General features: G+C 63.2%; 29 protein-coding genes and 1 other RNA gene. 16 read left to right on the top strand and 14 right to left on the bottom strand.

Translation table 11 applies throughout. The annotated features are described in order from the left end of the window. Window positions 1-22: 22 nt before the first annotated feature. A complete protein-coding gene (gene mnmA, locus LDZ23_RS01645; protein ID WP_008351536.1) occupies window positions 23-1,153 on the bottom strand; it encodes a tRNA 2-thiouridine(34) synthase MnmA in 1,131 nt (376 codons plus the stop codon). A 7-nt stretch (window positions 1,154-1,160) separates the two neighbouring features. Further along, on the bottom strand, window positions 1,161-1,643 hold the full coding sequence (locus LDZ23_RS01640; protein ID WP_008351537.1) for an NUDIX hydrolase: 483 nt from the start codon (window positions 1,641-1,643) through the stop codon (window positions 1,161-1,163). 223 nt (window positions 1,644-1,866) lie between these two features. Here LDZ23_RS01640 and LDZ23_RS01635 point away from each other — a divergent pair, with 223 nt between their 5' ends. The 12 genes from LDZ23_RS01635 (at window position 1,867) to ruvB (ending at window position 14,489) form a co-directional block, all read left to right on the top strand. Beyond that, window positions 1,867-3,012: a Re/Si-specific NAD(P)(+) transhydrogenase subunit alpha gene (locus LDZ23_RS01635; protein ID WP_008351538.1), complete on the top strand. Its 1,146-nt coding sequence runs from the start codon at window positions 1,867-1,869 to the stop codon at window positions 3,010-3,012. 12 nt (window positions 3,013-3,024) lie between these two features. Continuing rightward, window positions 3,025-3,345 (top strand): NAD(P) transhydrogenase subunit alpha part 2, encoded by a 321-nt coding sequence (locus tag LDZ23_RS01630; protein WP_008351539.1) that lies wholly within the window; start codon window positions 3,025-3,027, stop codon window positions 3,343-3,345. After that, window positions 3,346-4,788, top strand: a complete 1,443-nt coding sequence (locus LDZ23_RS01625; protein ID WP_008351540.1) for an NAD(P)(+) transhydrogenase (Re/Si-specific) subunit beta — start codon at window positions 3,346-3,348, stop codon at window positions 4,786-4,788. 153 nt (window positions 4,789-4,941) lie between these two features. Then, the gene (locus LDZ23_RS01620; protein ID WP_033536536.1) at window positions 4,942-6,246 is read left to right on the top strand and encodes a THUMP domain-containing class I SAM-dependent RNA methyltransferase; all 1,305 of its coding nucleotides are present in this window, start codon (window positions 4,942-4,944) and stop codon (window positions 6,244-6,246) included. Window positions 6,247-6,374: 128 nt separating this feature from the next. After that, on the top strand, window positions 6,375-7,772 hold the full coding sequence (locus tag LDZ23_RS01615; RefSeq protein ID WP_008351542.1) for an aminopeptidase P N-terminal domain-containing protein: 1,398 nt from the start codon (window positions 6,375-6,377) through the stop codon (window positions 7,770-7,772). A gap of 2 nt (window positions 7,773-7,774) precedes the next feature. Continuing rightward, complete coding sequence (locus tag LDZ23_RS01610) at window positions 7,775-8,965, top strand: UbiH/UbiF/VisC/COQ6 family ubiquinone biosynthesis hydroxylase (RefSeq protein WP_008351543.1); 1,191 nt, start codon at window positions 7,775-7,777, stop codon at window positions 8,963-8,965. Between the two features lie 214 nt (window positions 8,966-9,179). Next, window positions 9,180-10,274, top strand: coding sequence for a tRNA dihydrouridine synthase DusB (gene dusB, locus LDZ23_RS01605; RefSeq protein WP_034470615.1), 1,095 nt, complete (start codon window positions 9,180-9,182; stop codon window positions 10,272-10,274). Further along, window positions 10,271-10,504, top strand: coding sequence for a Fis family transcriptional regulator (locus LDZ23_RS01600; protein WP_008351548.1), 234 nt, complete (start codon window positions 10,271-10,273; stop codon window positions 10,502-10,504). The genes dusB and LDZ23_RS01600 overlap by 4 nt, the downstream gene beginning before the upstream one ends. Window positions 10,505-10,568: 64 nt before the next feature. After that, window positions 10,569-12,134 carry a bifunctional phosphoribosylaminoimidazolecarboxamide formyltransferase/IMP cyclohydrolase gene (gene purH / locus LDZ23_RS01595; RefSeq protein WP_244807684.1) on the top strand — a complete coding sequence of 522 codons (1,566 nt, stop codon included), beginning with the start codon at window positions 10,569-10,571 and terminating at the stop codon, window positions 12,132-12,134. A 91-nt stretch (window positions 12,135-12,225) separates the two neighbouring features. After that, window positions 12,226-12,768, top strand: coding sequence for a crossover junction endodeoxyribonuclease RuvC (gene ruvC, locus LDZ23_RS01590; protein WP_008351552.1), 543 nt, complete (start codon window positions 12,226-12,228; stop codon window positions 12,766-12,768). A gap of 21 nt (window positions 12,769-12,789) precedes the next feature. After that, entirely contained in the window at window positions 12,790-13,371 is a 582-nt protein-coding gene (ruvA, locus tag LDZ23_RS01585; RefSeq protein WP_008351554.1) for a Holliday junction branch migration protein RuvA, read from the top strand. Between the two features lie 56 nt (window positions 13,372-13,427). Further along, on the top strand, window positions 13,428-14,489 hold the full coding sequence (gene ruvB, locus LDZ23_RS01580; RefSeq protein WP_008351556.1) for a Holliday junction branch migration DNA helicase RuvB: 1,062 nt from the start codon (window positions 13,428-13,430) through the stop codon (window positions 14,487-14,489). Here the strand turns inward: ruvB and LDZ23_RS01575 are convergent. Genes LDZ23_RS01575 through tyrS form a run of 3 tightly spaced genes read right to left on the bottom strand, consistent with a single transcriptional unit; the run spans window position 14,486 to window position 16,819 of the window. Beyond that, entirely contained in the window at window positions 14,486-15,136 is a 651-nt protein-coding gene (locus LDZ23_RS01575) for a histidine phosphatase family protein (protein ID WP_244807683.1), read from the bottom strand. The two genes, ruvB and LDZ23_RS01575, sit on opposite strands and share 4 nt — an antisense overlap. Beyond that, complete coding sequence (gene dtd / locus LDZ23_RS01570; RefSeq protein WP_008351561.1) at window positions 15,133-15,576, bottom strand: D-aminoacyl-tRNA deacylase; 444 nt, start codon at window positions 15,574-15,576, stop codon at window positions 15,133-15,135. Before dtd ends, LDZ23_RS01575 begins: the two co-directional genes overlap by 4 nt. A gap of 4 nt (window positions 15,577-15,580) precedes the next feature. Continuing rightward, the gene (tyrS, locus tag LDZ23_RS01565; RefSeq protein ID WP_008351563.1) at window positions 15,581-16,819 is read right to left on the bottom strand and encodes a tyrosine--tRNA ligase; all 1,239 of its coding nucleotides are present in this window, start codon (window positions 16,817-16,819) and stop codon (window positions 15,581-15,583) included. A gap of 313 nt (window positions 16,820-17,132) precedes the next feature. Between tyrS and LDZ23_RS01560 the strand changes: the two genes are divergently transcribed. Beyond that, a complete protein-coding gene (locus tag LDZ23_RS01560) occupies window positions 17,133-18,263 on the top strand; it encodes an anhydro-N-acetylmuramic acid kinase (protein ID WP_425306898.1) in 1,131 nt (376 codons plus the stop codon). 52 nt (window positions 18,264-18,315) lie between these two features. Here LDZ23_RS01560 and erpA read toward each other — a convergent pair whose 3' ends face one another. The 3 genes from erpA to rplM form a co-directional block, all read right to left on the bottom strand. Beyond that, window positions 18,316-18,681, bottom strand: a complete 366-nt coding sequence (gene erpA / locus LDZ23_RS01555) for an iron-sulfur cluster insertion protein ErpA (RefSeq protein WP_008351567.1) — start codon at window positions 18,679-18,681, stop codon at window positions 18,316-18,318. A 195-nt stretch (window positions 18,682-18,876) separates the two neighbouring features. After that, window positions 18,877-19,269, bottom strand: a complete 393-nt coding sequence (rpsI, locus tag LDZ23_RS01550) for a 30S ribosomal protein S9 (RefSeq protein ID WP_008351569.1) — start codon at window positions 19,267-19,269, stop codon at window positions 18,877-18,879. A gap of 11 nt (window positions 19,270-19,280) precedes the next feature. Further along, complete coding sequence (rplM, locus tag LDZ23_RS01545; RefSeq protein ID WP_008351572.1) at window positions 19,281-19,709, bottom strand: 50S ribosomal protein L13; 429 nt, start codon at window positions 19,707-19,709, stop codon at window positions 19,281-19,283. A gap of 277 nt (window positions 19,710-19,986) precedes the next feature. Here rplM and LDZ23_RS01540 point away from each other — a divergent pair, with 277 nt between their 5' ends. Both LDZ23_RS01540 and LDZ23_RS01535 read left to right on the top strand, forming a co-directional pair. Further along, the gene (locus LDZ23_RS01540; protein WP_244807682.1) at window positions 19,987-20,205 is read left to right on the top strand and encodes a hypothetical protein; all 219 of its coding nucleotides are present in this window, start codon (window positions 19,987-19,989) and stop codon (window positions 20,203-20,205) included. 87 nt (window positions 20,206-20,292) lie between these two features. Next, window positions 20,293-20,715, top strand: coding sequence for an OsmC family protein (locus tag LDZ23_RS01535; RefSeq protein ID WP_014190403.1), 423 nt, complete (start codon window positions 20,293-20,295; stop codon window positions 20,713-20,715). Window positions 20,716-20,781: 66 nt separating this feature from the next. Here LDZ23_RS01535 and rnpB read toward each other — a convergent pair. The 3 genes from rnpB to pyrC all read right to left on the bottom strand — a co-directional run bounded on the left by rnpB (window position 20,782) and on the right by pyrC (window position 23,095). Continuing rightward, window positions 20,782-21,194, bottom strand: an RNA gene (gene rnpB / locus LDZ23_RS01530) — RNase P RNA component class A. A gap of 13 nt (window positions 21,195-21,207) precedes the next feature. After that, the gene (locus LDZ23_RS01525; RefSeq protein WP_244807681.1) at window positions 21,208-22,020 is read right to left on the bottom strand and encodes a DUF3025 domain-containing protein; all 813 of its coding nucleotides are present in this window, start codon (window positions 22,018-22,020) and stop codon (window positions 21,208-21,210) included. 10 nt (window positions 22,021-22,030) lie between these two features. After that, window positions 22,031-23,095, bottom strand: coding sequence for a dihydroorotase (gene pyrC / locus LDZ23_RS01520; RefSeq protein WP_175979792.1), 1,065 nt, complete (start codon window positions 23,093-23,095; stop codon window positions 22,031-22,033). Window positions 23,096-23,274: 179 nt separating this feature from the next. Here pyrC and LDZ23_RS01515 point away from each other — a divergent pair, with 179 nt between their 5' ends. Next, complete coding sequence (locus tag LDZ23_RS01515) at window positions 23,275-24,177, top strand: class II glutamine amidotransferase (RefSeq protein WP_075583487.1); 903 nt, start codon at window positions 23,275-23,277, stop codon at window positions 24,175-24,177. Window positions 24,178-24,227: 50 nt separating this feature from the next. Here the strand turns inward: LDZ23_RS01515 and LDZ23_RS01510 are convergent, their stop codons facing one another. Genes LDZ23_RS01510 through LDZ23_RS01500 form a run of 3 tightly spaced genes read right to left on the bottom strand, consistent with a single transcriptional unit; the run spans window position 24,228 to window position 26,368 of the window. After that, the gene (locus LDZ23_RS01510; RefSeq protein ID WP_033536539.1) at window positions 24,228-24,953 is read right to left on the bottom strand and encodes an amino acid ABC transporter ATP-binding protein; all 726 of its coding nucleotides are present in this window, start codon (window positions 24,951-24,953) and stop codon (window positions 24,228-24,230) included. Then, window positions 24,950-25,627 carry a glutamate/aspartate ABC transporter permease GltK gene (gene gltK / locus LDZ23_RS01505; protein ID WP_008351586.1) on the bottom strand — a complete coding sequence of 226 codons (678 nt, stop codon included), beginning with the start codon at window positions 25,625-25,627 and terminating at the stop codon, window positions 24,950-24,952. Before gltK ends, LDZ23_RS01510 begins: the two co-directional genes overlap by 4 nt. After that, the gene (locus LDZ23_RS01500) at window positions 25,628-26,368 is read right to left on the bottom strand and encodes an amino acid ABC transporter permease (protein ID WP_008351587.1); all 741 of its coding nucleotides are present in this window, start codon (window positions 26,366-26,368) and stop codon (window positions 25,628-25,630) included. Window positions 26,369-26,375: the final 7 nt, after the last annotated feature.

The following is a 26,375-nucleotide window of genomic DNA, read 5'->3' as shown; positions in this document are numbered from 1 at the left end:
GCTCGTTTGCCGCCGGAGATGCTCAACGCGCCGCAGCGAGCGCCGCAACTTGCGGCGACTCGTGCCCAGCCGCCGCGTGTTCGATGATTCCGCCACCCAGACACACGTCTTCCTGATACAGCACGGCGGATTGTCCCGGCGTCACGGCCCACTGTGCGTCGTCGAAATGAAGCGCGAAACGGCCATCGTCCGCGTTGGCGAAGCGGCACGCCGCATCCTGCTGCCGATAGCGCGTCTTCGCGCCGCACGCCGCGCCCTCTTCCGGCGCGAAACCCGCGACCCAGCTCGTGTTTCCGGCCACGAGCGTCGGCGACAGCAGCCACGGATGATCGTGCCCCTGCACGACATAGAGCGTGTTCGACGCCATGTCCTTGCCCGCGACGAACCACGGTTCGCCGCTGCCGTCTTTCGCGCCGCCGATGCCGATGCCCTTTCTCTGCCCGAATGTGTAGAACGCAAGCCCGATATGCTCGCCGACGATCTTGCCTTCGGCCGTCTTCATGGGGCCGGGCTTTGTCGGCAGATAGCGGTTCAGGAATTCGCGGAACGGCCGCTCGCCGATGAAGCAGATGCCGGTCGAGTCCTTCTTTTTGGCGTTCGGCAGGCCGATTTGCGCGGCGATCTCGCGCACTTTCGTCTTCGGGATTTCGCCGAGCGGAAAGAGCGTCTTCGACAGTTGCGCCTGATTGAGTCGATGCAAAAAGTACGACTGATCCTTCGTCGAATCCGTTGCCTTGAGCAACTGGAAAAGTCCATCGCGCTCGCGCACGCGCGCGTAATGTCCCGTCGCGATGGTTTCCGCGCCGAGCGACATCGCGTGATCGAGGAACGCCTTGAACTTGATTTCGGCGTTGCAAAGCACGTCCGGATTGGGCGTGCGGCCGGCCGAATATTCGCGCAGAAACTCGGCGAACACGCGGTCCTTGTATTCGGCGGCGAAGTTGACCGCTTCGACGTCGATGCCGATCAAATCCGCGACGGAAACGACGTCGATCCAGTCCTGACGGGTCGAACAGTATTCGCCGTCGTCGTCGTCTTCCCAGTTCTTCATGAAAAGGCCGACGACGTCGTAGCCCTGTTCCTTCAGAAGCCATGCCGTTACGGACGAATCCACGCCGCCCGACATGCCCACCACTACTCGTTTCTTGCTCATAGGGATATCACGCCCGCACCACCGGCGCGACCGAATGCGTATGGATGAAATCGAGCGGGACGCGCCGCCCGGATAAATAATCGTCGACACACTTCATCACGAGCGGCGTCCGATGCCGGTCGACCGATGCGCGCAATTCGTCCGCGCTGAGCCACATCGCGCGCACGATGCCTTCGTCGAGCGCGCGGCCTGCTTCTTCGCCGAGCGACTTGCCGCAAAACGTGAAACGCAAATACGTGACGTCGCGCCCCGGCCGCGCGAAGTGCGTCATATACGCGCCGACGATTGCCTCCGGCTCGAAGCGATGCGCCGTTTCTTCGAGCGCCTCGCGGACCACGGCATCGACGAGCGTCTCGCCCGCTTCGAGATGACCGGCCGGTTGGTTGATTCGCAGCCCTGCCGACGTGTGCTCCTCGATGACGAGGAAACGACCATCCTTTTCGAGGATGGCAGCCACCGTAACGTGGGGGGCCCAAGTGTCTGATTTCATGGTGAGATATTTTACCGTCCTCGCACAGATCTCGCGCACGCGGACTAAGGGAAAGCGCTGACTGTGGCAAAACGGAACGGGTGCCGGATCGGATTCTTGCGCGTGCAATCTTCGGTTACAGTTGAGATAGCCGTCAGTTCCAGCATTTGAAATAAAACTCAGCCTTAAGCCTTCCTAAGCCTTGCCCGGGCGAAAAAGGCAACAAAGACAGGAGGATTACAAGATGCACATTGGAGTGCCTGCTGAAACGCGGGCGAACGAGGCGCGCGTCGCCGCCACGCCCGAAACGGTCAAAAAGCTCGTCACGCAAGGACATCGTGTTTCTGTCCAGAGCGGCGCGGGCTTGCCGGCAAGCTATATCGACGATGCGTTCGCGCAAGCAGGCGCGGATCTCGTCGATGCCGCCACGGCCTTTTCCGCCGAGATCGTCCTCAAGGTGCAATCGCCGAGCGAAAGCGAACTGGCGATGCTCAAGCCGGGCGCCGTGCTCATCGGCATGCTCGATCCTTTCAATACAGAGAACACCGCGCGGCTCGCGTCGGCGGGCGTCACTGCGTTCGCGCTCGAAGCCGCGCCACGCACGACGCGCGCGCAGAGTCTCGACGTGCTGTCTTCGCAGGCGAACATCGCCGGATACAAGGCCGTGCTGATGGCCTGCCAGTATTACCAGCGCTTCATGCCTATGCTGATGACCGCCGCCGGCACCGTGAAAGCGGCGCGCGTGCTCGTGCTCGGCGCAGGCGTCGCGGGCTTGCAGGCAATCGCGACGGCCAAGCGTCTGGGCGCGGTCGTCGAAGCATCCGATGTGCGTCCGGCGGTTAAGGAGCAGATCGAATCGCTCGGCGCGAAGTTCGTCGACGTGCCGTTTGAAACCGATGAGGAACGGGAAGCGGCGGAAGGCGTGGGCGGCTACGCGCGCCCGATGCCCGCAAGCTGGCTCGCGCGTCAATCGGCGCAGGTTCACGAACGTGCAAAAGCGGCGGATATCGTGATCTCGACGGCGCTGATTCCCGGCCGCCCCGCCCCGACGCTGATTTCCGTCGAAACCGTCAAGCACATGAAGCCGGGCTCCGTGATCGTCGATCTCGCCGCCGGACGCGGTCCCGAGTTCGAGGGCAGGAAAGGCGGCAACTGTCCGCTCACCGAAGTCGACACGGTGGTGATGAAGCACGGCGTGCATATCGTCGGCCACACGAATCTCGCTTCGATGGTCGGCGCCGATGCCTCCGCGCTCTACGCCCGCAATCTTCTCGACTTCCTGAAGCTGATCATCACGAAGGAAGGCACGCTCAACATCGATCTCGCGGACGATATCGTCGCGGCCACGCTCCAGTGCCGCGACGGACAACTCGCCCGCGCCACGGCCTGAACGGAGACGCACATGGATGTCATCAATCACACGGTGATCAACCTCATCATCTTCGTGCTGGCCATTTACGTCGGCTACCACGTCGTGTGGAACGTCACGCCCGCGCTGCATACGCCGCTCATGGCCGTGACCAACGCGATTTCGGCGATCGTCATCGTCGGCGCGATGCTGGCTGTCGGCCTGACGGTCGGCGCGGCGGGCAAGTTCTTCGGCACGCTCGCGGTGCTGCTCGCGGCCGTGAACGTGTTCGGCGGCTTTCTCGTCACACGGCGAATGCTCGAGATGTTCAAGAAGAAAGAGCCCAAGAAGATCACGAGCAAGGAGGGCGCGTAAATGAGCCTTAACGTCGTTACTCTCCTGTATCTCATCGCCTCGGTGTGCTTCATTCAGGCGTTGAAGGGCTTGTCGAATCCGAAGACCGCGCGCATCGGCAATACGTTCGGCATGGCGGGCATGGCGATCGCCATTCTCACCACGCTCGCGCTGATCGTGAAGCAGGCCGCGTTTCTCGAAGCGAATCTCGCGCTCGGGCTGTCGCTGCTGTTCGTCGCGCTGATCATCGGCGGCGGCGCGGGCGCGTACATCGCGGCAAAAGTCGAGATGACGAAGATGCCCGAGCTCGTCGCGGCGATGCACTCGCTGATCGGTCTCGCGGCTGTCTGCATCGCCTATGGTGTCGTGGCGGAGCCCGCCGCGTTCGGGCTCGCACCGCTCGGCGAGCCGATTCCGTATGGCAATCGGGTCGAGTTGTTCATCGGCACGTTTGTCGGCGCGATCACGTTCTCGGGCTCGGTCATCGCGTTCGGGAAGCTCTCGGGCAAGTACAAGTTCCGGCTCTTTCAGGGCGCGCCGGTCACGTACTCGGGACAGCATCTGATCAACCTGCTGCTCGCCATCGCGATGATCGGCTTCGGCGTGATCTTCATGCTCACCGAATCGTGGCTGCCGTTCATCATCATGACGATCATCGCGTTCGCGCTGGGCGTGCTCATCATCATTCCGATCGGCGGCGCGGACATGCCCGTGGTCGTGTCGATGCTGAACTCGTACTCGGGCTGGGCGGCGGCGGGCATCGGCTTCTCGCTGAACAATCCGATGCTGATCATCGCGGGTTCGCTCGTCGGCTCGTCGGGTGCGATTCTGTCGTACATCATGTGCAAGGCAATGAACCGCTCGTTCTTCAACGTGATTCTCGGCGGCTTCGGCGGCGAGGCGGGCGGTGCGGCGGCGGGCGGATCGACGGAGCAGCGCCCCGTCAAATCCGGTTCCGCCGATGACGCCGCGTTCATGCTCGGCAACGCGGAAAGCGTGGTGATCGTGCCGGGTTACGGCCTCGCGGTCGCGCGCGCGCAGCACGCGTTGAAGGAGCTGACCGACAAGCTCGTCGAGAAAGGCATCGATGTGCGGTACGCGATTCACCCCGTCGCGGGGCGGATGCCGGGGCACATGAACGTGCTGCTGGCGGAAGCCGAAGTGCCGTACGAGATGGTTCAGGAGATGGAGGACATCAATAGCGAGTTCGGTCAGACGGACGTGGTGCTCGTGCTCGGCGCGAACGACGTCGTCAACCCGGCCGCGAAGACCGATCCGAAATCGCCGATCGCGGGGATGCCGATTCTCGAAGCGTACAAGGCTCGGACGATCATCGTGAACAAACGGTCGATGGCGGCAGGTTACGCCGGCCTCGACAACGAACTGTTCTATATGGACAAGACGATGATGGTGTTCGGGGACGCGAAGAAGGTGGTCGAGGAGATGATGAAGGCGGTGGATTAGGCGCCAAGCCGGTTCGAATCCCCCGAACCGATCGCGCCAGCTTCCGCATTCGAGGAAGCTGGCGCTTTCTTTTTCCGGCAACGAAACCGCACCGCATGCCAGCTGTAACACCCCGCGTACAATACCGCCTTTACACGTCCGAAAAAGCACCACATGGCCTCCCCCCTCTTCGACTGGTTCGTCCCCTGCCCGCGCGGTCTCGAAGCACCGCTTGCCGCCGAGTTGGCGGAGATCGGGGAAAGGCACGTGGCCGACGCGCCCCTTTCCGGCGGCGGATCGCTGATCGTCGGCACGCAAGTGCCCGGCGGCGTGCACTTTCGGGGCGGTTGGGTCGCGGGCATGGCGGCGAATCTGCATTCGCGCATCGCGAGCCGCGTGCTTCTCAAAGTCGCGCAAGGCCCCTATCGCAACGAGCAAGACATCTACGAACTCACGCATCGCCAGCGCTGGGAGCAATGGTTCACGCCCAGCCAGACGATGCGCGTCGATCTCACCGCAATCAAATCGCCGGTGAAAAGCCTCGAATTCACGACGCTGCGCGTGAAGGACGCCGTCTGCGATCGCCTGCGCGACGTGGCCGGCGCGCGCCCGAGCATCGACACCGCCCAGCCCGACGTCCGCGTGTTCGCGTTCCTCACGCTGAACGAGTGCACGCTCTATCTCGATACCTCCGGCGAGCCGCTCTTCAAACGCGGCTGGCGCCTGGACAAGGGCGCGGCGCCGCTGCGCGAGAATCTCGCCGCGGGCATTCTGCGCCTGACCGGATGGACGCCCGGCACGCCGCTCTTCGACCCGATGTGCGGCAGCGGCACCTTCCTCGCCGAAGCCGCACAAACGGCGCTCAACATCGCGCCGGGCAACGATCGGCGCTTCGGCTTCGAAAAGCTGAAGCCGTTCCATCCCGGCATGTGGCAGAAGCTCAAGACGGCCGCGCTCGAACAACGCCGCGCCGCGCGTGCGTCGCAAGCCGAGTTGAGCATCTTCGGCAGCGACATTTCCGGCGATATGCTCGAAAAAGCGCGCGCGAACCTGACCCGCGCGGGCATCACCGACCTTTCGCTCAAGCAAGTCGATGCCCGCAATATGGTCCCGCCGACCGACGCGCCCGGCATTCTGATCGCGAATCCGCCGTACGGCGAGCGTATCGAAGTGCGCGGACGCGGCCCGCGCGGCGAAATTCGCGATACGGCGCGCTCCCGCCGCGAAGACGAGGACGCCTTCGCCCGCGCGCAACCCGATCCGGCCGACACCGAGTTCTTCGTCTCCTTCGGCAACGCGCTCAAACAGCGCTTTCCGGGATGGCGCGCCTACGTGCTCACGTCCGACCGCAAGTTGCCGGGCTTGCTGCGGCTGCGCGAATCGACGAAAACGCCGCTTTTCAACGGCGCGCTCGAATGCCGCCTGTTCCGCTTCGATCTGATCGCGGGCAGCGTGCGCAATCGTCCCGCTGGCGAATGAGTATGCGGCGCGGTCACTCGCCGCGCCACTAGGCCGAATGGCATAGGCAAATTCACGCGTCGCCGTCGTTTTGGCCTATGTCGAATGGCCGAGTGCGCGCATCGTGAAGCCGGCGCTACAATCGGCGCATGAACTCATCGACCGAACTCGCCAGCCCCATCGCCGTCGACATTTACCGTGCGCGTCGCGAGCGCGTGCTCGCCGCGTTGCGTGCACGCGGCGGCGGCGTCGCCATCGTGCCGACCGCGCCGGAAGTCCTGCGCAACCGCGACACGGACTACCCTTTCCGTCACGACAGCTACTTCTACTATCTGACGGGCTTCAACGAACCCGAAGCGACGCTCGTGCTGAACGCGAGCGCGCAGGACGGCGAGCCCGTGTCGATGCTTTTTTGTCGCGAGAAGAACGCGGAGCGCGAAACCTGGGAAGGCTTCCGCTTCGGCCCCGACGCCGCGCGCGACGCTTTCGGCTTCGACGCCGCGTTTGCCATCGATTCGATCGACCAGGAGATGCCGCGCCTGATCGCCGACAAGCCCGCGCTTCACTACGCGCTCGGCACATCGGCGGAACTGGATGCCCGGGTGCGCGCCTGGCTCGCCGCCGTGCGCGCGCAAAGCCGCACCGGCGTGCGCGCTCCCGCCCGCGCGGAGAACCTGCTGCCGGTTCTCGACGAAATGCGCCTCGTGAAAGACGCGCACGAAATCTCGATCATGCGCCGCGCGGCATCGATCTCCGCCGAAGCGCACCGTCGCGCGATGCGCGCGTGCCGCCCGGGCATGCGCGAGTACGAAATCGAAGCCGAATTGCTGTACACGTTCCGCCGCCACGGCGCGCAGTCGCCGGCGTATGGATCGATCGTCGCGGCGGGCGCGAACACCTGCGTGCTGCACTATCCGGCTGGCAACGCGATCGCGCGCGACGGCGACCTGATTCTCATCGACGCCGCGTGCGAACTGGACGGCTACGCATCCGACATCACGCGCACGTTCCCCGCTAGCGGCCGTTTCACTACGGCGCAGCGCGAACTGTACGAAATCGTGCTCGCCGCGCAAGCCGCGGCCATCGATGCCACACGCGCCGGCGTCAGCTTCGACGCGCCGCATCAGGCTGCGTTGAAAGTGCTGTCGCAAGGCCTGCTCGATACCGGCATCCTCGACAAGGCGAAGTTCGGCAGCGTCGACGACGTCCTCGCGCAACGTGCCTACGCGCGCTTCTATATGCATCGCACGGGACACTGGATCGGCATGGACGTGCACGACGCGGGCGAATACCGCGAAGCCGACGGCCCGCTCGACGAGCAAGGCGCACGACCATGGCGCGCGCTCGCGCCCGGCATGGCGCTCACGATCGAGCCGGGTCTCTACGTGCGCGCCGCCGAAGACGTGCCGGAACAATATTGGAATATCGGCATTCGCATCGAGGACGACGCAATCGTCACCGAAAACGGCTGCGAGTTGCTCACGCGCGAAGTGCCCGTCGCCGCCGACGAAATCGAAGCGCTGATGCGCGAATCAAACGCAAATTGACCATGAGCGACGTTCAAGGCATCGAACCGCATTTCGATTACGACATCGCCATCGTCGGCGCGGGGCCGGTCGGGCTCGCGCTCGCCGGCTGGCTTGCCCGGCGCAGCGCGACGTCACGGCTGTCCATCGCGCTGATCGACGCGCGCACGCCCGCAGCCGCCGCCAACGATCCGCGTGCGCTCGCGCTTTCGCACGGAAGCCGCGTGATGCTGCAACCGCTCGGCTTCCCGGGCGATGCCACGCCGATCCGCCGCATCCATGTCTCGCAGCGCGGGCATTTCGGCCGCACGTTGATCGAGCACGACGAGCACGAGTTGCCCGAACTGGGCTACGTGGTGCGCTACGGTTCGCTCGTCGGCGCGCTCGCCGATGCGGTGCGCGCAACGAAGGTCGACTGGCTCACCGACACGTCCGCGCTCGCGCCGCTGCAGGACAACGACGGCGTCACCTTGCCGCTGCAATCGGCGCAAGGCGAGCGCTCCGTCCGCGTGAAAGTGCTCGTGAACGCGGAAGGCGGTCTTTATCAGAAAGGCGAGTCATCCGATGAGCGCCGCGCGCGCGATTACGGGCAAACGGCCATCGTGGGCACGGTAAGCGTGTCCGATCCGCGCGCGAATGTCGCGTGGGAGCGCTTCACGCCGGAAGGGCCGATCGCGCTTTTGCCGTGCGGCGGCCAGCGTCACGCGGATTATTCGCTCGTCTGGTGCTGCTCGCCCGACGAAGCCGCGCGCCGCATGCAGCTCGACGACGACACTTTCCTCGCCGAACTCGGCGCTGCGTTCGGCACGCGCATGGGCCGTTTCACGCGCATCGCGTCACGCGCGGCGTTTCCGCTCGGGCTGACCGCGCTCGACGTGCTCGTCGACCGGCGCACCGTCGCGATCGGCAATGCCGCGCAGACGCTGCATCCGGTTGCCGGACAGGGCCTGAATCTCGGCCTGCGCGACGCGCTCGCGCTCACCGACGCGCTGTCCGCCGACGGTCCCCGGCCGCTCGCGCTCGCCCGTTTCGCGCAGCGCCGTGCGCTGGACCGGCGCCTGACGATCGGCGCCACCGATACGCTCGCGCGCATCTTCACGGTCGATTTCCCGCCGTTTGCGGCGATGCGCGGTCTCGCGCTGACCGCTCTCGAATTCCTTCCGCCGGTAAAAACGGCCCTCGCCCGTCAGATGATGTTCGGTCAAAGGCGCTGATCGAGCACGAAAAAAGGGCAATCGTCCAGGCGAAGTCCGGGAACTTATCCTCTATGGCCGGCCATTCTTTCATAGAAGATTTAATGACTTGCACGCGATTGCTCTTAATTTCAGCACGCTCTTCGCGTTAAAATAGCTGTTTCCCCTTCAGCAACGTTGCATCCGCCTGACGCGGCTTCTCGCCGGCACCGACAGCGCGGATCGTTTAGCCTTCATGCCCACAATCGGTTCACACGTCCTGCGCAATAACCTGTTCGTCGCACCGATGGCAGGCGTCACCGACCGCCCGTTCCGGCAGCTCTGCAAGCGCATGGGCGCGGGCTACGCGGTGTCGGAGATGGTCGCGTCGAACGCGCAGTTGTGGAAGAGCGAGAAGACCATGCGCCGCGCCAACCATGCGGGCGAGGTCGAGCCGATTTCCGTGCAGATCGCGGGCGCGGATCCGCAGATGCTCGCCGAGGCCGCGCGCCACAACGTCGCGAACGGCGCGCAGATCATCGACATCAATATGGGCTGCCCGGCGAAGAAGGTCTGCAACGTGGCCGCGGGTTCCGCGCTGCTGCAGAACGAGCCGCTGGTCGCGCGCATCGTGGAGGCCGTCGTCCAGGCGGTCGGCGTGGGGCCGGACGCGGTGCCGGTCACGCTCAAGATTCGCACGGGCTGGAATCGCGAGAACAAGAACGCGCTGACCATCGCGCGGATCGCGCAGGAAGCCGGCATTTCGATGCTCACCGTCCACGGCCGCACGCGCGCCGATCTCTACAAGGGCGACGCGGAGTACGAAACCATCGCGGCAGTGAAGGCGTCGGTGAAGATTCCGGTGGTCGCGAACGGCGACATCACCACGCCCGAGAAAGCGCGCGACGTGCTCGCCGCCACGCACGCCGACGCCATCATGATCGGCCGCGCGGCGCAGGGCCGTCCGTGGCTCTTTCGCGAGATCGAACACTTTCTGAATACCGGCGAGCGCCTGCCGCCGCCGCGCATCGACGAGATCCAGCAGGTGATGAACGAGCACCTCGAAGATCACTACGCCTTTTATGGGGAATTCACGGGCGTTCGGACTGCGCGCAAGCATATCGGCTGGTACACTCGCGGCCTTTCCGGCGCCAACACCTTCCGGCACCGGATGAATACGCTGGACACGACCAAAGAACAATTGCTCGCTGTCAACGAATTCTTTGACGCGCAAAAGGCGTTGTCGGACCGTCTCGTCTATGTGGACGAGGCCGGTGACGCCGAGGACGCGGACGGGGAAGAATCGTGCGGCGGGCTCAACAACACGACAGACCGACTGATTGCCGCATGAGCAGACATAACATCGAACAATGCGTCCGCCAGAGCCTCGACAACTATTTTCAGGACCTGGACGGCTCCAACCCGCACGACGTGTACGACATGGTGATTTCGTGCGTGGAAAAACCGATGCTCGAAGTGGTGCTCGAGCAGGCGGGCGGAAACCAATCGCTCGCGGCCGAGTATCTCGGCATCAACCGCAACACCTTACGCAAGAAGCTTCAGCAGCACGGATTGATTTGATTCATCGGACTGAGGCGCGCGCCTTGGTCCGGCCTGGTTTCCCTTTTCGGTTTCAGTGTTCATCATGATCAAGCAAGCGCTCCTCTCCGTTTCCGACAAATCCGGCATCGTCGATTTCGCCAAATCGCTGTCGGCGCTTGGCGTCAAGCTCCTCTCGACCGGCGGCACGGCGAAACTGCTCGCCGACGCGGGCCTGCCCGTGACCGAAGTCGCCGATTACACCGGCTTTCCGGAAATGCTCGACGGGCGCGTGAAGACGCTGCATCCGAAGGTTCACGGCGGCATTCTCGCGCGCCGCGACCTGCCCGAGCACATGGCCGCGCTGGAAAAGCACGACATTCCGACCATCGATCTGCTGGTGGTGAATCTGTATCCGTTCGTGCAGACGGTCTCGAAGGAAGAGTGCTCGCTGGAAGACGCGATCGAGAACATCGACATCGGCGGTCCGACGATGCTGCGCTCGGCGGCGAAGAATCATCGCGACGTGACGGTCGTCGTCGATCCGGCCGATTACTCCGCCGTCCTCGACGAGATGCGCGCGAACGGCAACAACGTCGGCTACCAGACGAATTTCCGTCTCGCGACGAAAGTCTTCGCGCACACTGCGCAGTACGACGGCGCGATCACGAACTATCTGACGAGCCTGACCGAAGAGCTGCAGCATTCGAGCCGCAATACGTATCCGGCGACTTTCAACCTCGCGTTCGAGAAAGTGCAGGATTTGCGTTACGGCGAGAATCCGCATCAGAACGCGGCCTTTTATCGCGATCTGAGCGTGCCGGCCGGCGCGCTCGCGAACTACGAGCAGTTGCAGGGCAAGGAACTGTCGTACAACAACATCGCAGATTCGGACGCCGCGTGGGAATGCGTGAAGACGTTCGACGCGCCGGCGTGCGTCATCATCAAGCACGCGAATCCGTGCGGCGTGGCGCTCGGCGCGAATGCGGCCGAAGCGTATTCGAAGGCGTTCCAGACGGACCCGACTTCGGCGTTCGGCGGCATCATCGCGTTCAATCGTGAAGTGGACGAAGCGGCGGCGCAGGCTGTCGCGAAGCAGTTCGTCGAAGTGCTGATCGCGCCGTCGTTCAGCGAGGCGGCGCGCGCCGTGTTCGCGGCGAAGCAGAACGTGCGTCTCTTGCAGATCGCGCTCGGCGACGGCCACAACGCGTTCGATCTGAAGCGCGTCGGCGGCGGTCTGCTCGTGCAATCGCTCGATGCGAAGAACGTGCAGCCGCACGAATTGCGCGTCGTGACGAAGCGTCATCCGACGCCGAAGGAAATGGACGATCTGATGTTCGCGTGGCGCGTCGCGAAGTTCGTGAAGTCGAACGCGATCGTGTTCTGCGCGAACGGCATGACGATGGGCGTCGGCGCAGGCCAGATGAGCCGCGTGGATTCGGCGCGCATCGCGGGCATCAAGGCGCAGAACGCCGGTCTGACGCTGAACGGTTCGGCGGTGGCATCGGATGCGTTCTTCCCGTTCCGCGACGGCCTCGATGTCGTCGTGAACGCGGGCGCCACCTGCGTGATCCAGCCAGGCGGATCGATGCGCGATGACGAAGTGATCGCCGCCGCCGACGAGCACAACATCACGATGATTTTCACGAGCACGCGTCATTTCCGCCATTGATCGCGGCCGCTTCATTTAAGATTGGCCTGTTTGCGCTTCGAACGGCGCAAACAGGCCTTTTTAGTTTCAACGAGCCGCGAAACGCGAACGAATGAGAATCCTTGGCATCGACCCCGGCCTGCGCGTGACGGGCTTCGGCATCATCGAGAAGACGGGGCACACGCTCAACTACGTGACGAGCGGCGTCATCAAGACGGCCGAGGCGGATCTGCCTTCGCGTCTCAACACCATTTTCAGCGGCATCTCGACGCTCATCGCGCAGCACAATCCGGATCAGGCGGCGATCGAAAAAGTCTTCGTCAACGTGAATCCGCAATCGACGCTGCTCCTCGGGCAGGCGCGCGGCGCGGCCATCTGCGGGCTCGTCGCGAGCGGCGTGCCGGTTGCCGAATACACGGCGCTGCAACTGAAGCAGGCGGTCGTCGGCTACGGACGCGCGACCAAGGAACAGATGCAGCAGATGGTCGTGCGTCTGCTGTCGCTTTCCGGCGTGCCCGGCACCGACGCCGCCGATGCGCTCGGCATGGCGATCTGTCACGCGCACGGCGGCACCGGCCTCGCGGCCCTGGGCGGCATCGCGCCGGGGCTGGCCAAGAAGGGCTTGCGCGTGCGGCGCGGTCGTCTCATCGGCTAATTTCCTCTACGAATACCAAACATGATCGGTCGCATCGCCGGCGTTCTGCTGGAAAAAAATCCGCCGCATTTGCTCGTCGATTGCAACGGCGTCGGCTACGAAATCGACGTGCCGATGAGCACGTTCTACAACCTGCCGAATGCCGGCGAGAAGGTCGTGCTTCTCACGCAGTTGATCGTGCGCGAGGACGCGCATCTGCTGTACGGTTTTCTCACCGCGCAGGAGCGTTCGACGTTCCGCGAGTTGCTGAAGATCAGCGGGATCGGCGCGCGCATGGCGCTCGCGGTGCTTTCGGGCATGAGCGTGCACGAACTCTCGCAAACCGTGACGACGCAGGACGCCGCGCGCCTCACGCGCGTGCCGGGCATCGGCAAGAAGACGGCGGAGCGCCTGCTGCTCGAACTGAAAGGCAAGCTCGGCGCGGATCTCGGCGCGATCGCGGGCACGGTTTCGCAGTCCGATCACGCGTCCGACATTCTCAACGCACTGCTCGCGCTCGGCTATTCGGAGAAGGAAGCGCTCGCCGCGGTCAAGAACGTGCCGGCCGGAACGGGCGTGTCCGAGGGCATCAAGCTGGCGTTGAAGGCGCTTTCGAAGGGCTGATTGCCTAGGCCATTCGGCCAGCTTCGTCGCGCAAAAGCTCGCTGTACAATCGAAAAATGATCGAAACCGACAAACTCGCCGCCGAACGCGTCATCTCGGCCTCGCCCGTCTCGCCGAACGAGGAAGCGTTCGAGCGCGCACTGCGTCCGCACAAGCTCGATGAATACATCGGGCAGGAAAAGGCGCGCGGCCAGCTCGAAATCTTCATCGAGGCGGCGAAGCGCCGTTCCGAAGCGCTCGATCACGTGCTGCTGTTCGGGCCGCCGGGTCTCGGCAAGACGACGCTCGCGCACATCATCGCGCGGGAAATGGGCGTGAATCTGCGGCAGACGTCCGGACCGGTGCTCGAGCGCGCGGGCGATCTCGCCGCGCTGCTCACGAATCTCGAAGCGAACGACGTGCTGTTCATCGACGAAATTCATCGGCTTTCGCCGGTCGTCGAGGAAATCCTGTATCCGGCGCTCGAGGATTATCAGATCGACATCATGATCGGCGAAGGGCCGGCCGCACGCAGCGTGAAACTGGATCTGCAGCCGTTCACGCTAGTCGGCGCGACCACGCGCGCGGGCATGCTGACGAACCCGCTGCGCGACCGCTTCGGCATCGTGTCGCGGCTGGAGTTCTATAACGCGAGCGAACTGGCGCGCATCGTGTCGCGATCCGCGTCGTTGTTGAAGGCGGAGATCGTGCCGGAAGGCGCGCTGGAAATCGCAAAGCGCTCGCGCGGCACGCCGCGCATCGCGAACCGGCTGCTGCGCCGCGTGCGCGATTACGCCGAAGTAAAGGCGAACGGCATGATCACCGCCGACGTCGCCGACAAAGCGCTGAAAATGCTCGACGTCGATCCCGTCGGCTTCGATCTGATGGACCGCAAGCTGCTCGAAGCCATCCTGCACAAGTTCGATGGCGGGCCGGTCGGCGTGGATAACCTCGCTGCGGCTATCGGCGAGGAGCGCGACACGATCGAGGACGTGCTGGAGCCGTATCTGATTCAGCAGGGCTTTTTGCAGCGCACGCCACGCGGACGGGTCGCGACGATGCTCACGTATCGGCACTTCGGTCTTGCTGCGCCGGATGCGGGGCCGATTCGGGATCTTTGGGATACGAACAACGGCTAGGCCCGCTTGCGCAGATTGTCGTCGTCCGTGTCCGTCGACAGATGCGCGATATCGCCCCACGACGCGACCTTCGCGCCGCCATCGGCATAGTCCACCACGTTCACGCTGCAATTGAGCAGCGGCCAGTTGCGCGGCTCCTGCAACGGCAGGTTCATCGCGAACCTGTACACACAATCGAGCACGCCGCCATGCGCGACGACCGCGATGCGCCCGCCCGCGTGCGCCGCGACGATCGGTTCCATCGCATGCAGGATGCGGTGATAAAACACGCGCTGCGATTCACCGTCGCCGGGTGGCGAGAAGCCGGGGTCGCGCGTCTGCCATTCGATATATTCGGCGGGAAACTTGTCGTTGATCTCGTCGCTGTCGTGGCCTTGGAACGCGCCATAGAAACGCTCGCGCAAGTTCTCCGATAACCGCACGTCGAGCCCGAGCGCATCCGCGAAAGGACGCGCCGTCTGCTGCGCGCGTTGCAGATCGCTCGAATAGACCGCATCGATGCGCCCGTCGTGCGCCAGACGCCGGCCGAGCTGTTCCGCCTGCAGAAAGCCATGTTCGGACAACGGGATGTCGATATGCCCTTGAATGCGCTTGATGCGGTTCCAGTCGGTTTCGCCGTGTCGAATAAAGAGAACCTGAGTCGTCATGGTCGTACCTGAAGCCAGAAAGTGACTGGCCCGTCGTTCACGAGCGACACCTGCATTTCCGCGCCGAACTCGCCCGTTTCGACGACGGGATGCTTCGCGCGCGCTTGCGTCACGAAATAATCGAAGAGCCGCTTGCCTTCGTCGGGCGGCGCGGCGGGCGTGAAGCTCGGGCGCAAGCCGCTGTTCGTGTCGGCGGCAAGCGTGAACTGCGAGACGAGCAGCAAGCCGCCGGCAACGCCTTGCACCGAGAGATTCATCTTGCCCGCTGCATCGCTGAACACGCGGTAGCCGAGCATCTTCGCGAGCAGCTTGTCGGCGGCGGCTTCGCTGTCGCCGCGCTCGGCGCAGACCAGCGCGAGCAGGCCCGCGTCGATCGCGCCGGTCACACGCTCGCCCACGCGCACATCGGCGCGCTTCACACGCTGAATGAGCGCGATCATCGGCTTACGCCGTCAGCGTGACGCGCGCGAAGCGGCGCTTGCCCACCTGCACGACGAACTCGCCCGCTTCGACCTTCAGCCCCTTGTCGGAGACCGTCGCGCCGTCGATCTTCACGCCGCCCTGCTCGATGTTGCGCAGCGCTTCGCTCGTCGACGGCACGAGTCCCGCCTGCTTGAGCAGCTGGCCGATCGCGACCGGCGCGCCTGCGAGCGTGACAGTCGGAATGTCGTCGGGCACGCCGCCCTTTGCGCGATGATTGAAGTCTTCGAGCGCCCGCTCGGCATCCGCCGGCGAGTGAAAGCGCGCGACGATTTCCTGCGCCAGCATCACCTTGAAGTCGCGCGGATTGCGGCCGCCTTCGGCTTCGCGCTTGTAGCCTTCGATTTCGCTCATCGGGCGGAACGACAGCAGTTCGAAGTAACGCCACATGAGCACGTCCGAAATGCTCATCAGCTTGCCGAACATCTCGGTCGGCTTCTCGCTGATGCCGACGTAGTTGTTCTTCGACTTCGACATCTTTTCGACGCCGTCGAGACCTTCGAGCAGCGGCATCGTCAGAATGCACTGCTGTTCTTGGCCGTACTGCTTCTGCAACTCGCGGCCGACGAGCAGATTGAACTTCTGGTCCGTGCCGCCGAGTTCGAGATCCGCGTTGAGCGCGACGGAATCGTAGCCCTGCATCAGCGGATAGAGGAATTCGTGGATCGAAATGGGCACGCCGCCCTGGAAGCGCTTCGTGAAGTCCTCGCGCTCAAGAATGCGCGCGACCGTGTAGCGCGATGCGAGCTTGATCATGCCGTCGGCGCCGAGCGGCATCGACCATTCGCTGTTGTAGCGGATTTCGGTCTTTTCGCGATCCAGCACGAGCGCCGCCTGCTCGAAGTACGTCTTCGCGTTCATCTCGATCTGCTCGCGCGTGAGCGGCGGGCGCGTCGCGTTGCGGCCAGACGGATCGCCGATCAGCGACGTGAAATCGCCGATCAGAAAAATGACCTGGTGGCCGAGATCCTGCAACTGGCGCATCTTGTTCAGCACGACCGTATGGCCGATGTGAATGTCGGGCGCGGTCGGATCGAGGCCGAGCTTGATACGCAGCGGCTTGCCCGTCGCGGCGCTTCGCGCGAGCTTCTGCGCGAATTCGTCTTCGATCAGCAGTTCGTCGCAGCCGCGCTTGGCGATGGCGAGCGCGCTTTTGACATCTTCGGTGATCGGGAAGCTGGGCGCGTTGGAATCAGTGGTCATGCTTGCGGCTTGTGAAGTCAAAAGGGTTCGATGACCGGCGATGCGGTGGCGTGGCCTGCGCAGATGCCGCGTCGAGAAGTGGGGCGCGGAAAATGACGAAATCGCGCGCAATTGCTTGTTCAGGCTCACGATTTTACGCGATGACGCGGGCATTCGCGCCCTTTCGTGTCTGATCGCGCGGTTTTGCGCGGCATTCGGCGCTCAGGAGTGTGGAATCGCGTCTTAACGATTCGCCCCGTAACGCGGATAATCGCCGCTGATTGGCAACATCGGCATCGACGAGGAGATCAGCGTGGGAAAGAAAACCGAAGCAATCGAAACCGGCAAGGCGGACGGCGTGTACTTCGGTTTGATGTCCGGAACCAGCATGGACGGCGTCGATGGTGTCGCGGTCCAGTTCGCGACGGGCAAGCCGCCCGTCGTGCTCGGCGAGGCGCATGTCTCCTTTTCCAAAGGCTTGCGCGATGCGCTGTTCGAATTGCAGTCGCCCGGCGACAACGAACTCGAACGCGAAGCGCTCGCCGCGAATGCGCTCGCGACACGCTATGCCGTCTGCTGCCACGAACTGCAGAGCATGAGCGGATGCTCGGCGACGAAGGTGCGCGCGATCGGCGTGCACGGCCAGACGGTGCGGCATCGGCCTGACAAAGGCTACACACGGCAGATCAACAATCCGGCGTTGCTCGCTGAGATGACCAGCATCGACGTGGTCGCCGATTTCCGCAGCCGCGATGTCGCCGCGGGCGGCCAGGGCGCGCCGCTCGTGCCGGCGTTCCACACGACCGTGTTCGGCGAAAAGAACGAGACGCGCGTCGTGTGCAACCTCGGCGGCATCAGCAACATCACGATTCTCGCGGCGAACGGAGACGTGCGCGGCTTCGATTGCGGCCCGGCCAACGCGCTGATCGACGAATGGGCTTTGCGCCACACACAGCGCGCCTATGACGACGGCGGGCAGTTCGCAGCCAAAGGCCGAATCGATCAATCGCTTCTCGACGCGCTGCTCGACGAACCGTTTTTCGACCTCGCGCCGCCGAAGAGCACAGGGCGCGATCTGTTCAATCCGGCGTGGATGGACGCGAAGCTCGCAGCCTTCGCGAACCTCGCTCCCGCCGATGTCCAGGCGACGCTCACGGCCCTCACCGCGACGACCGTCGCGCGCGAGATCGCGCGACACGCGCGGGACACGCGCGCCGTGTACGTGTGCGGCGGCGGCGCACGCAATCCTGTGTTGATGAAGATGCTCCAGCAGGCGCTCGAAGGCAGCAAAATCGCAGGCGTTCCCGTGATGACGACCGAGGCGCTCGGCGTGCCGCCGCAACAAGTGGAAGCGCTTGCTTTCGCGTGGCTCGCGATGCGCTGTGTCGCGCGCGAGCCGGGCAATCTGCCCGCGGTGACGGGCGCGGCGGGCGAGCGCGTGCTCGGCGCGATTTATCCGCGTTAACAAAAAACGGAGCCGCTGAGGCTCCGTTTTCTTCAGCGTCAGAAATGCACGCTTAGACCGAGAACGACGAACCGCAACCGCAAGTCGTCGTGGCGTTCGGATTCTTGATGACGAACTGGGCGCCGTTGATGTCGTCCTTATAGTCGATCTCCGCGCCGACGAGATACTGATAGCTCATCGAATCGACGAGCAACTGCACGCCAGCCTTGTCCATGACGGTGTCGTCTTCGTTCACTTCTTCGTCGAACGTGAAACCGTACTGGAAACCCGAGCAGCCGCCGCCTTGCACGAACACGCGCAGCTTCAGATCCGGATTGCCTTCTTCATCGATCAATGACTTGACCTTTTCCGCAGCCGCGTCGGTGAAGACGAACGGCATCGGCATTTCGGTCGTGGGGGTGTCGCTGACAGCGCTCATTCGAATTCTCCAATTAAGCTTCTAGCCGCTATTGTAGGGCTGATCTCAATATCGTGCCGAATGTCCATGGAATCAATGGGCTATATGAAAATTCGACATGGTCCAGCCCAAACGCGCCAAAACGAAAAAAGCCGCCTGCACAGGGCGTGCGGGCGGCTTTTGCAGCTTCGCCGGAACCCGTCCGGCAAGAAGCGCTTAACGCTTCGAGAACTGCTTGCGGCGGCGTGCCTTGTGGAAACCGACCTTCTTACGTTCCACTTCACGCGCGTCACGCGTGACGAAGCCTGCGTTCGACAGTTGCGACTTGAGCGTAGCGTCGTAGTCCATCAGCGCGCGGGTGATGCCGTGGCGAACCGCACCGGCTTGACCCGTCTCACCGCCGCCGTTCACGTTGACCTTGATGTCGAACGTGGTGGCGTGGTTCGTGAGTTCGAGCGGCTGGCGCACGATCATCAGCGACGTTTCACGCGAGAAGTAGTCGGCGATGGGCTTGCCATTGACGATGATTTCGCCCTTGCCCGACTTGATGAAGACACGAGCGACGGCGCTCTTGCGGCGGCCCGTACCGTAGTTCCAGTTACCGATCATGTGGGCTCCCCTTAGATCTCGAGCGCTTTAGGCTGTTGAGCCGTATGCGGATGCGTTGCTTCGGCGTAGACCTTCAGCTTCTTGATCATCGCGTAGCCGAGCGGACCCTTCGGAAGCATGCCCTTGACAGCCTTCTCGAGCGCGCGGCCCGGGAAACGCTCTTGCATCTTGCCGAACGTCGTTTCGTAGATGCCGCCCGGGTAGCCCGAGTGACGATAGTACTTCTTGTCCGTGGTCTTGTTGCCGGTGACCTTCAACTTGCCGGCATTGACGACGATGATGAAATCACCGGTGTCGACGTGCGGAGTGAATTCAGGCTTATGCTTGCCGCGAAGACGGCGTGCCACTTCGCTGGCGACACGGCCGAGAACCTTATCCGTCGCGTCAATCACGTACCATTCGCGCGTCACCTCTTCGGCTTTTGCGGAAAACGTCTTCATGATCGATCCAAAAAATTGATCTGCCCTTGAACTGTGTCTTGTTCGGCCCTGCTTATATGAGTGCGCTCAGGTCGAAACCGGGCGCGTGCAGGCTCTCACAAGCCTCTCTCCGCGGGCGTGTGGCGAAGAGAACTTTGAATTATAAAGGGAATTTGGTCGCCGCGTCAAAAGAATGCTTCGACAGGCGCGAGGACGAAAAAAAGCCCGAGCAGCTTGGCTCGGGCTTAATCCACCAAAGGAGGAGGTGGAGGAGACAGAAACGAGTATAGGCACGGTCATGCTGCAAAGCAAGAAGATTTGCATGGTGGAAGATGATTTCATAATCTGGAATCCGAGCACAACGGACATGTCCCCCGAAAGCCTTTTATTTTCAGTTGTTTACGGGCCGCGACTGCCTGAACGCCGTCGCGATGAGCCTTTAGAGCCCGTCCTCGACTGGCGCGCTCACGGCCAGCATCAGAATCGCCGCGCCGATTTACGCTTCGTCAACCGGTAGATGCTCGTAAGCAGCGACCGGTGGAAAAATTCCGAACCGCTACAATGTAGCCTCTGTAACGACGCGCTGAACAGCTGGAGCCTGAGCATGGAATGCAAAGTTAGCTGGATGGGACAAGACGGCATGGCCTTCGCCGCCGAAACGGGAAGCGGCCATCTCGTAAACATGGACGGCGCACCGGAAGGCGGCGGCCGCAATCTCGCGCCGCGCCCGATGGAAATGGTGCTGCTCGGCACCGGCGGATGCACCGCCTACGACGTCGTGATGATCCTGAAAAAGAGCCGTCAGGAAATCCAGGGCTGCTCGGTCACGCTGAAGGCCGACCGCGCGAGCGAAGACCCGAAAGTCTTCACGAAGATCCACTTTCACTTCACCGTGACGGGCAAGAACCTGAACCCGGCGACCGTCGAGCGCGCGATCAACCTGTCGCACGACAAATATTGCTCCGCGTCGATCATGCTGGCGAAATCGGCGGAGCTGACGCATTCGTTCGAGATCGTCGAAGCGTAAGTTTCATCGGAAGCAAAAACGAAAAGAGCCGACGTCGCGAGACGCCGGCTCTTCTCTTTTGAATGACGACAAAGCGGGCCGATAAGCCGGATTCTGTGCACGCGCCGCCCGAAAGCGACGCGCGTGGCAATCATTCCTCTAGACGCGTCATTACTGACGCGCTCAAGCTTCCTACCCGCAGACGAACGGGGGCCCCGTCCTGCATCGCGAAGATGCGCGCCTGCCTATTTGGAATTGCTCCGGGTGGAGGTTACCGTGCCGGAACGTCTCGCGACGTCCGCGGTGCGCTCTTACCGCACCGTTTCACCCTTACCTGATCTCCGGACTTGCGCCCGGAGCCATCGGCGGTTTGCTTTCTGTTGCCCTGTTCCGCGTGTCGCCACGGATGGCCGTTAGCCATCACCCTGCCCTGTGGAGTCCGGACTTTCCTCGCCCTCTTCGGCTTTCACCTCGGAGGCCGCGATTGCCTGGCCCGCTTTGCAACTCGTCATTTTAGCATCCGCGCGATCGGCGGCCCGGTCGAAAGACGGAAACGTCGTCGTAGAAATCGGGCGATGCATTCGCGTCCCACCAGCCCGGCACGCCCAGCACCGGCAGCGGCGCGAACGCGCGGCTGTCGATCGGCGCGGCGTTCAGCCGTTCGGACACGCATCCGTCGATGAACGCGCGGCGCGCGGCATCGTCGAGCGAAAAATAGTCGGCGGGAACATCGACGATCCACGCGTGTCCCGTACACGCCTTGTACGGCGCGACGAGCTTTTCCAGCAACGCGTGCCCGAAAATGCGCGCCTCGCAGCGCGTGCCCCACGCCGCGCGCTCGCCGACGAAGAGCGTGCGCCAGCCGAAACCGCGCAGCGCGCGTCCAAGCGATGCATCGGCGCAGGCGAAGACGACCGCGTTTTCATCGAAGAGCGTTAGCGCGTCGCGCACGCCGCCGCGCGTCGGTCCGATGCCGAGCGTATCGATCTGCTCGGCCTGCCGCGCGTTGAGCGCCGCCTTGATGCGCGGATACGCGAACCACATCGAGGCGTTGAAGAAATCGTGGAGATTGTGGCGCGTCGGCACGCAGCCGGTCTGCGCGATGTGACCTTCGTACGACGCACCCGAAGGCAGCGCTTCCTGCGCGATGAATGCAAGCGGCTTGCCGCGGCCCGTGACCTGCGCGGCGGCCGTGGCGTCGTCGTTCAATGTCGCGAGATAGTTGTCGTAACCCGCGAGCGCCGCCGTCTGCCAGCGCCTGCCGCGCGCTTCGATGGACGCGAGCCAAGGCCGCGCCCAGTCGATATCGGCGAAACCCGCGCTCACGTCGGCGTGCTTACTGCGCGTCCACGAAACGCCAGCCGATCGATTCGCCGCCACGCAGCGGCACGACGGTCGAATCGCCGGCGGTGAATTCGGCGGGCAACGTCCACGAACCGCGCTCGATCGTCACCGATTCCTTGCTGCGCGGCAGACCGTAGAAGTCCGCGCCGTGGAAGCTCGCGAAGCCTTCGAGCTTGTCGAGCGCGCCGGCTTTGTCGAAAGTTTCCGCATAGAGTTCGAGCGCGTGCAGCGCCGTGTAGCAACCCGCGCAACCGCACGCGTGCTCCTTCAAGCCCTTCGGATGCGGCGCGCTGTCCGTGCCGAGGAAAAAGCGCGGATTGCCCGACGTCGCCGCTTCGACGAGCGCCACGCGATGCGTCTCGCGCTTCAGCACCGGCAGGCAGTAGTAATGCGGACGCATGCCGCCGACCAGCATGATGTTGCGGTTGTACAGCAGGTGATGCGCGGTGATCGTTGCGCCGATCTCGCCGTCCGCGTCGCGCACGTAATCGGCGGCGTCCTTCGTCGTGATGTGCTCGAACACGACTTTCAGCGCGGGAAAATCGCGGCGCAGCGGCGTCATCACGCGGTCGATGAACACTTTCTCGCGATCGAAGACGTCGATGTCGCTATCGGTCACTTCGCCGTGAGTCAGCAAGGGCATGCCGACTTCCTGCATCGCTTCGAGCGTTTTCGCGCATTTGCCGAGCAGATCGGTCACGCCTGCGTCGGAATTGGTCGTCGCGCCCGCCGGATACAGCTTCACGCCATGCACGAAGCCGCTTTCCTTCGCGCGGCGGATTTCGTCGGGCGGCGTGTTGTCGGTGAGATAGAGCGTCATCAACGGCTCGAAGCGCGCGCCCTTCGGAAGCGCCGCCAGAATGCGCTCGCGATAGGCCGCGGCCATTTCCGTCGTCGTCACGGGCGGCTTCAGATTCGGCATGATGATTGCGCGGCCGAACTGGCGCGCCGTGTGCGGCAGGACGGCCGCGAGCGTCGCGCCGTCGCGCACGTGCAGATGCCAGTCGTCGGGACGCGCGATCGTGAGCGAATTGGGCGAGGATGAAGTAGCGGACATGGCGAGATGACGGGGAACGTTGGAATGGCGCAAGTCCACGCAAGGACCGGAAAAAATCGCCGTGGAATTTCCACCACGCGCGCATCGACGAGCGTTCGCGCGTTTTTTCGATTCGGTCTCGGTGATATGCTTGTCGGACGTATTGTAACAACAGGCCAAAAGCCGACCGCCTCAGCATCATGTGCCAACTTCTCGGAATGAACTGCGCCGAACCGACCGACGTGACGTTCTCGTTCACCGGCTTCGCGGCGCGCGGCGGCGTCACCGATCATCATGCCGACGGCTGGGGCATCGCGTTTTTCGAGGACAAGGCCTGCCGGCTTTTCATCGATCATCAGTCGTCCGCCAGTTCGCCGCTCGCGGACATGGTGAAGCGCTATCCGATCAAGTCGAAGAACACGATCGCGCATATCCGCAAGGCGACGCAGGGGCATATCCTGCTCGAGAACTGCCATCCGTTCATGCGCGAACTGTGGGGCCGGCACTGGATCTTCGCGCACAACGGCGACCTCAAAGGCCACGCACCCGAACTCACCGGCGTATATCAGCCGGTCGGCACGACGGACAGCGAGCTTGCCTTCTGCGCGCTCCTGCAAGGCTTGCGGCGCGCGTTTCCGTGCTCGCAGCCGCCGCTCGACGAACTGTTCGACGCGCTCGCCGAACTCACCCGCGACATCACGCAATACGGCGTCTTCAACTTTCTGATGTCGAACGGGCAGGCGCTCTTCTCGCACTGCTCGACGCATTTGTACTACCTGGTGCGTAGCTGGCCGTTCTCGACCGCGCATCTGATCGATGCCGACATGTCGATCGATTTCGCCAAGTACACGACGCCGGAAGACCGCGTCGCCGTGATCGCGACGTCGCCGCTCACCGACAACGAAATCTGGACGCGCTTCGCCCCCGGCGATCTCGCGATGTTCCAGTGCGGCGATCTCGCCCGCGCGACGAATATTCCGGTGCCGGAGGAAGTGGCGAGGAAAGCGGCCGAGCCGCTCGCGAAGGCGTGCATCGGATCCGCGCTGAAGATCGACGAGATACGGACGACAGCGGCGATGGAATCGGAACTCGGGATCGAATAAAAAACGGCGCTTCTTTTCGGAAGCGCCGTTTTGCTTTGCCGAGCCGAGACTCAGTGCAGGATCTTCGCGAGGAAATCCTTCGCACGATCCGACTTCGGATTCGCGAAGAACGCTTCCTTCTGATCGTCCTCGACGATGAGCCCGCGATCCATGAAGATCACGCGATTCGCCACCTTCTTCGCAAAGCCCATTTCGTGCGTCACGCACATCATGGTCATGCCTTCCTGCGCGAGTTCGACCATCACGTCGAGCACTTCGTTGATCATCTCCGGATCGAGCGCGGACGTCGGCTCGTCGAAGAGCATCGCGATCGGGTCCATCGACAGCGCGCGCGCAATCGCCACGCGCTGCTGCTGACCGCCGGACAACTGGCCCGGAAACTTGTCCGCATGCGCGCGCAGGCCGACGCGATCCAGCAGCTTCATGCCCTTCTGCGTGGCTTCGTCGCTCGAACGGCCGAGCACCTTGATCTGCGCGAGCGTCAGGTTCTGCGTGATCGTCAGATGCGGAAACAGCTCGAAGTGCTGGAACACCATGCCGACCTTCGAACGCAGCTTCGACAGATTCGTCTTCTTGTCCGTCAGCGACTGGCCGTTGATCGTGATTTCGCCCTTCTGGAACGGCTCCAGGCCGTTCACGGTCTTGATGAGCGTCGACTTGCCCGAACCCGACGGGCCGCACACCACGACGACCTCGCCCTTCTTCACTTCGGTCGTGCAGTCGGTGAGCACCTGGAACTGCCCGTACCACTTGGAAACATTCTTGATAGAGATCATCTTGCGACCTTTTTCTGAAGACTTTTGACGAGCGCCGACGCCACCACGCAAATCACGAAATAGCATGCGCCCGCGAACAGAACCATTTCGACGGACGTGCCGTCGCGATCCCCGATGTTCGTCGCCGTGCGGAAGAAGTCCGCGAGACTGATGACGTAGACGAGCGACGTATCCTGAAACAGGACGATCGCCTGCGTGAGCAAGAGCGGCACCATCGCGCGGAAGGCCTGCGGCAGCACGACGAGCTTCATCGCCTGGCCGTAGGTCATGCCGAGCGCGAACGCCGCGTTCACCTGACCGCGCGGCACCGCTTGAATGCCGGCGCGGATGATTTCCGAATAGTACGCGGCTTCGAAGAGCGAGAACGCGACCATCGCCGAGGCAAGACGGATGTCGATGTCGGCCGACAGTCCGAGCACGTTTTGCAACAGCTGCGGCACGATCAGGAAGAACCACAGCAGCACCATCACGAGCGGAATCGAGCGGAACAGCGTGACGTACGCGCTCGCGAACCATTGCAGCGGCTTCACGCCCGAAAGGCGGAACAGCGCGAGAATCGTGCCCCAGATGATGCCGACCACGATGGCGAGCACGGTGATCTGCAGCGTGATCTTCGCGCCCGTCATCAGCGTGGGCCACGACGCGAGCACACCGCTCCAGTTGAACTGATGCATTTATTTGCCTCCGATGTAGCCAGGCAACCGCGTCTTCGCCTCGACCCAGCGCATCAGTTGCATCACGACGAGGTTGATGAGCATGTAGGCGATCGTCACCGCGATGAACGATTCATACGTCTGCGCCGTGTAATCGACGAGCTGGCGCGCCTGAGCGGACAGATCCAGCAGACCGATGGTCGACGCGACCGCCGAGTTCTTGAACACGTTGAGGAACTCGGACGTGAGCGGCGGCACGATGATGCGGTACGCGACCGGCATCAGCACGTAGCGATACGTCTGCCATTGCGTGAAGCCCATCGCGAGACCCGCGTTGCGCTGTCCGCGCGGCAGCGCGTTGATGCCCGAGCGCACCTGCTCGCACACGCGTGCGCCAGTGAAAAGCCCGAGACAGATGATCGACGACGAAAAGAACTGCGCGGTGGGCGGCAGTTGCTTGAACCAGTTGCCGATGGAAGGCGGCAGCAATTCCGGTATCACGAGATACCAGACGAAGAACTGCACGATCAGCGGAATGTTGCGGAAGATCGCGACGTAGACGGTGCCGATGCCCGCCAGCGTGCGATTCGGGACCGTGCGCAAGATGCCGAACAACGAGCCGACCACGAGCGCGATCACCCAGGCCGCGAGCGACACGGTGATCGTCACCCAGAAGCCGGAAATCAGCCAGCCGAGATAGGTGGTGGGCTCGCCGGTCGAAACCGGACTCAGCAGGATGCCCCAGTTCCAGTGATAAGACATGGACTCA

Origin of the sequence: Caballeronia zhejiangensis (assembly GCF_022879815.1) — a bacterium.
Classification (GTDB): domain Bacteria; phylum Pseudomonadota; class Gammaproteobacteria; order Burkholderiales; family Burkholderiaceae; genus Caballeronia; species Caballeronia zhejiangensis.
The sequence above is the reverse complement of the archived record's forward strand: the minus strand, read 5'-3'. Positions and strand labels throughout refer to the sequence as shown.

Bases quoted from the DNA above. Each gene is read 5' to 3' on its own strand.
- mnmA (WP_008351536.1), bottom strand. From the start codon at position 1,153: ATGAGCAAGAAACGAGTAGTGGTGGGCATGTCGGGCGGCGTGGATTCG.
- LDZ23_RS01640 (WP_008351537.1), bottom strand. From the start codon at position 1,643: ATGAAATCAGACACTTGGGCCCCCCACGTTACGGTGGCTGCCATCCTC.
- LDZ23_RS01635 (WP_008351538.1), top strand. From the start codon at position 1,867: ATGCACATTGGAGTGCCTGCTGAAACGCGGGCGAACGAGGCGCGCGTC.
- LDZ23_RS01630 (WP_008351539.1), top strand. From the start codon at position 3,025: ATGGATGTCATCAATCACACGGTGATCAACCTCATCATCTTCGTGCTG.
- LDZ23_RS01625 (WP_008351540.1), top strand. From the start codon at position 3,346: ATGAGCCTTAACGTCGTTACTCTCCTGTATCTCATCGCCTCGGTGTGC.
- LDZ23_RS01620 (WP_033536536.1), top strand. From the start codon at position 4,942: ATGGCCTCCCCCCTCTTCGACTGGTTCGTCCCCTGCCCGCGCGGTCTC.
- LDZ23_RS01615 (WP_008351542.1), top strand. From the start codon at position 6,375: ATGAACTCATCGACCGAACTCGCCAGCCCCATCGCCGTCGACATTTAC.
- LDZ23_RS01610 (WP_008351543.1), top strand. From the start codon at position 7,775: ATGAGCGACGTTCAAGGCATCGAACCGCATTTCGATTACGACATCGCC.
- dusB (WP_034470615.1), top strand. From the start codon at position 9,180: ATGCCCACAATCGGTTCACACGTCCTGCGCAATAACCTGTTCGTCGCA.
- LDZ23_RS01600 (WP_008351548.1), top strand. From the start codon at position 10,271: ATGAGCAGACATAACATCGAACAATGCGTCCGCCAGAGCCTCGACAAC.
- purH (WP_244807684.1), top strand. From the start codon at position 10,569: ATGATCAAGCAAGCGCTCCTCTCCGTTTCCGACAAATCCGGCATCGTC.
- ruvC (WP_008351552.1), top strand. From the start codon at position 12,226: ATGAGAATCCTTGGCATCGACCCCGGCCTGCGCGTGACGGGCTTCGGC.
- ruvA (WP_008351554.1), top strand. From the start codon at position 12,790: ATGATCGGTCGCATCGCCGGCGTTCTGCTGGAAAAAAATCCGCCGCAT.
- ruvB (WP_008351556.1), top strand. From the start codon at position 13,428: ATGATCGAAACCGACAAACTCGCCGCCGAACGCGTCATCTCGGCCTCG.
- LDZ23_RS01575 (WP_244807683.1), bottom strand. From the start codon at position 15,136: ATGACGACTCAGGTTCTCTTTATTCGACACGGCGAAACCGACTGGAAC.
- dtd (WP_008351561.1), bottom strand. From the start codon at position 15,576: ATGATCGCGCTCATTCAGCGTGTGAAGCGCGCCGATGTGCGCGTGGGC.
- tyrS (WP_008351563.1), bottom strand. From the start codon at position 16,819: ATGACCACTGATTCCAACGCGCCCAGCTTCCCGATCACCGAAGATGTC.
- erpA (WP_008351567.1), bottom strand. From the start codon at position 18,681: ATGAGCGCTGTCAGCGACACCCCCACGACCGAAATGCCGATGCCGTTC.
- rpsI (WP_008351569.1), bottom strand. From the start codon at position 19,269: ATGATCGGTAACTGGAACTACGGTACGGGCCGCCGCAAGAGCGCCGTC.
- rplM (WP_008351572.1), bottom strand. From the start codon at position 19,709: ATGAAGACGTTTTCCGCAAAAGCCGAAGAGGTGACGCGCGAATGGTAC.
- LDZ23_RS01540 (WP_244807682.1), top strand. From the start codon at position 19,987: ATGCTGCAAAGCAAGAAGATTTGCATGGTGGAAGATGATTTCATAATC.
- LDZ23_RS01535 (WP_014190403.1), top strand. From the start codon at position 20,293: ATGGAATGCAAAGTTAGCTGGATGGGACAAGACGGCATGGCCTTCGCC.
- pyrC (WP_175979792.1), bottom strand. From the start codon at position 23,095: ATGTCCGCTACTTCATCCTCGCCCAATTCGCTCACGATCGCGCGTCCC.
- LDZ23_RS01515 (WP_075583487.1), top strand. From the start codon at position 23,275: ATGTGCCAACTTCTCGGAATGAACTGCGCCGAACCGACCGACGTGACG.
- LDZ23_RS01510 (WP_033536539.1), bottom strand. From the start codon at position 24,953: ATGATCTCTATCAAGAATGTTTCCAAGTGGTACGGGCAGTTCCAGGTG.
- gltK (WP_008351586.1), bottom strand. From the start codon at position 25,627: ATGCATCAGTTCAACTGGAGCGGTGTGCTCGCGTCGTGGCCCACGCTG.
- LDZ23_RS01500 (WP_008351587.1), bottom strand. From the start codon at position 26,368: ATGTCTTATCACTGGAACTGGGGCATCCTGCTGAGTCCGGTTTCGACC.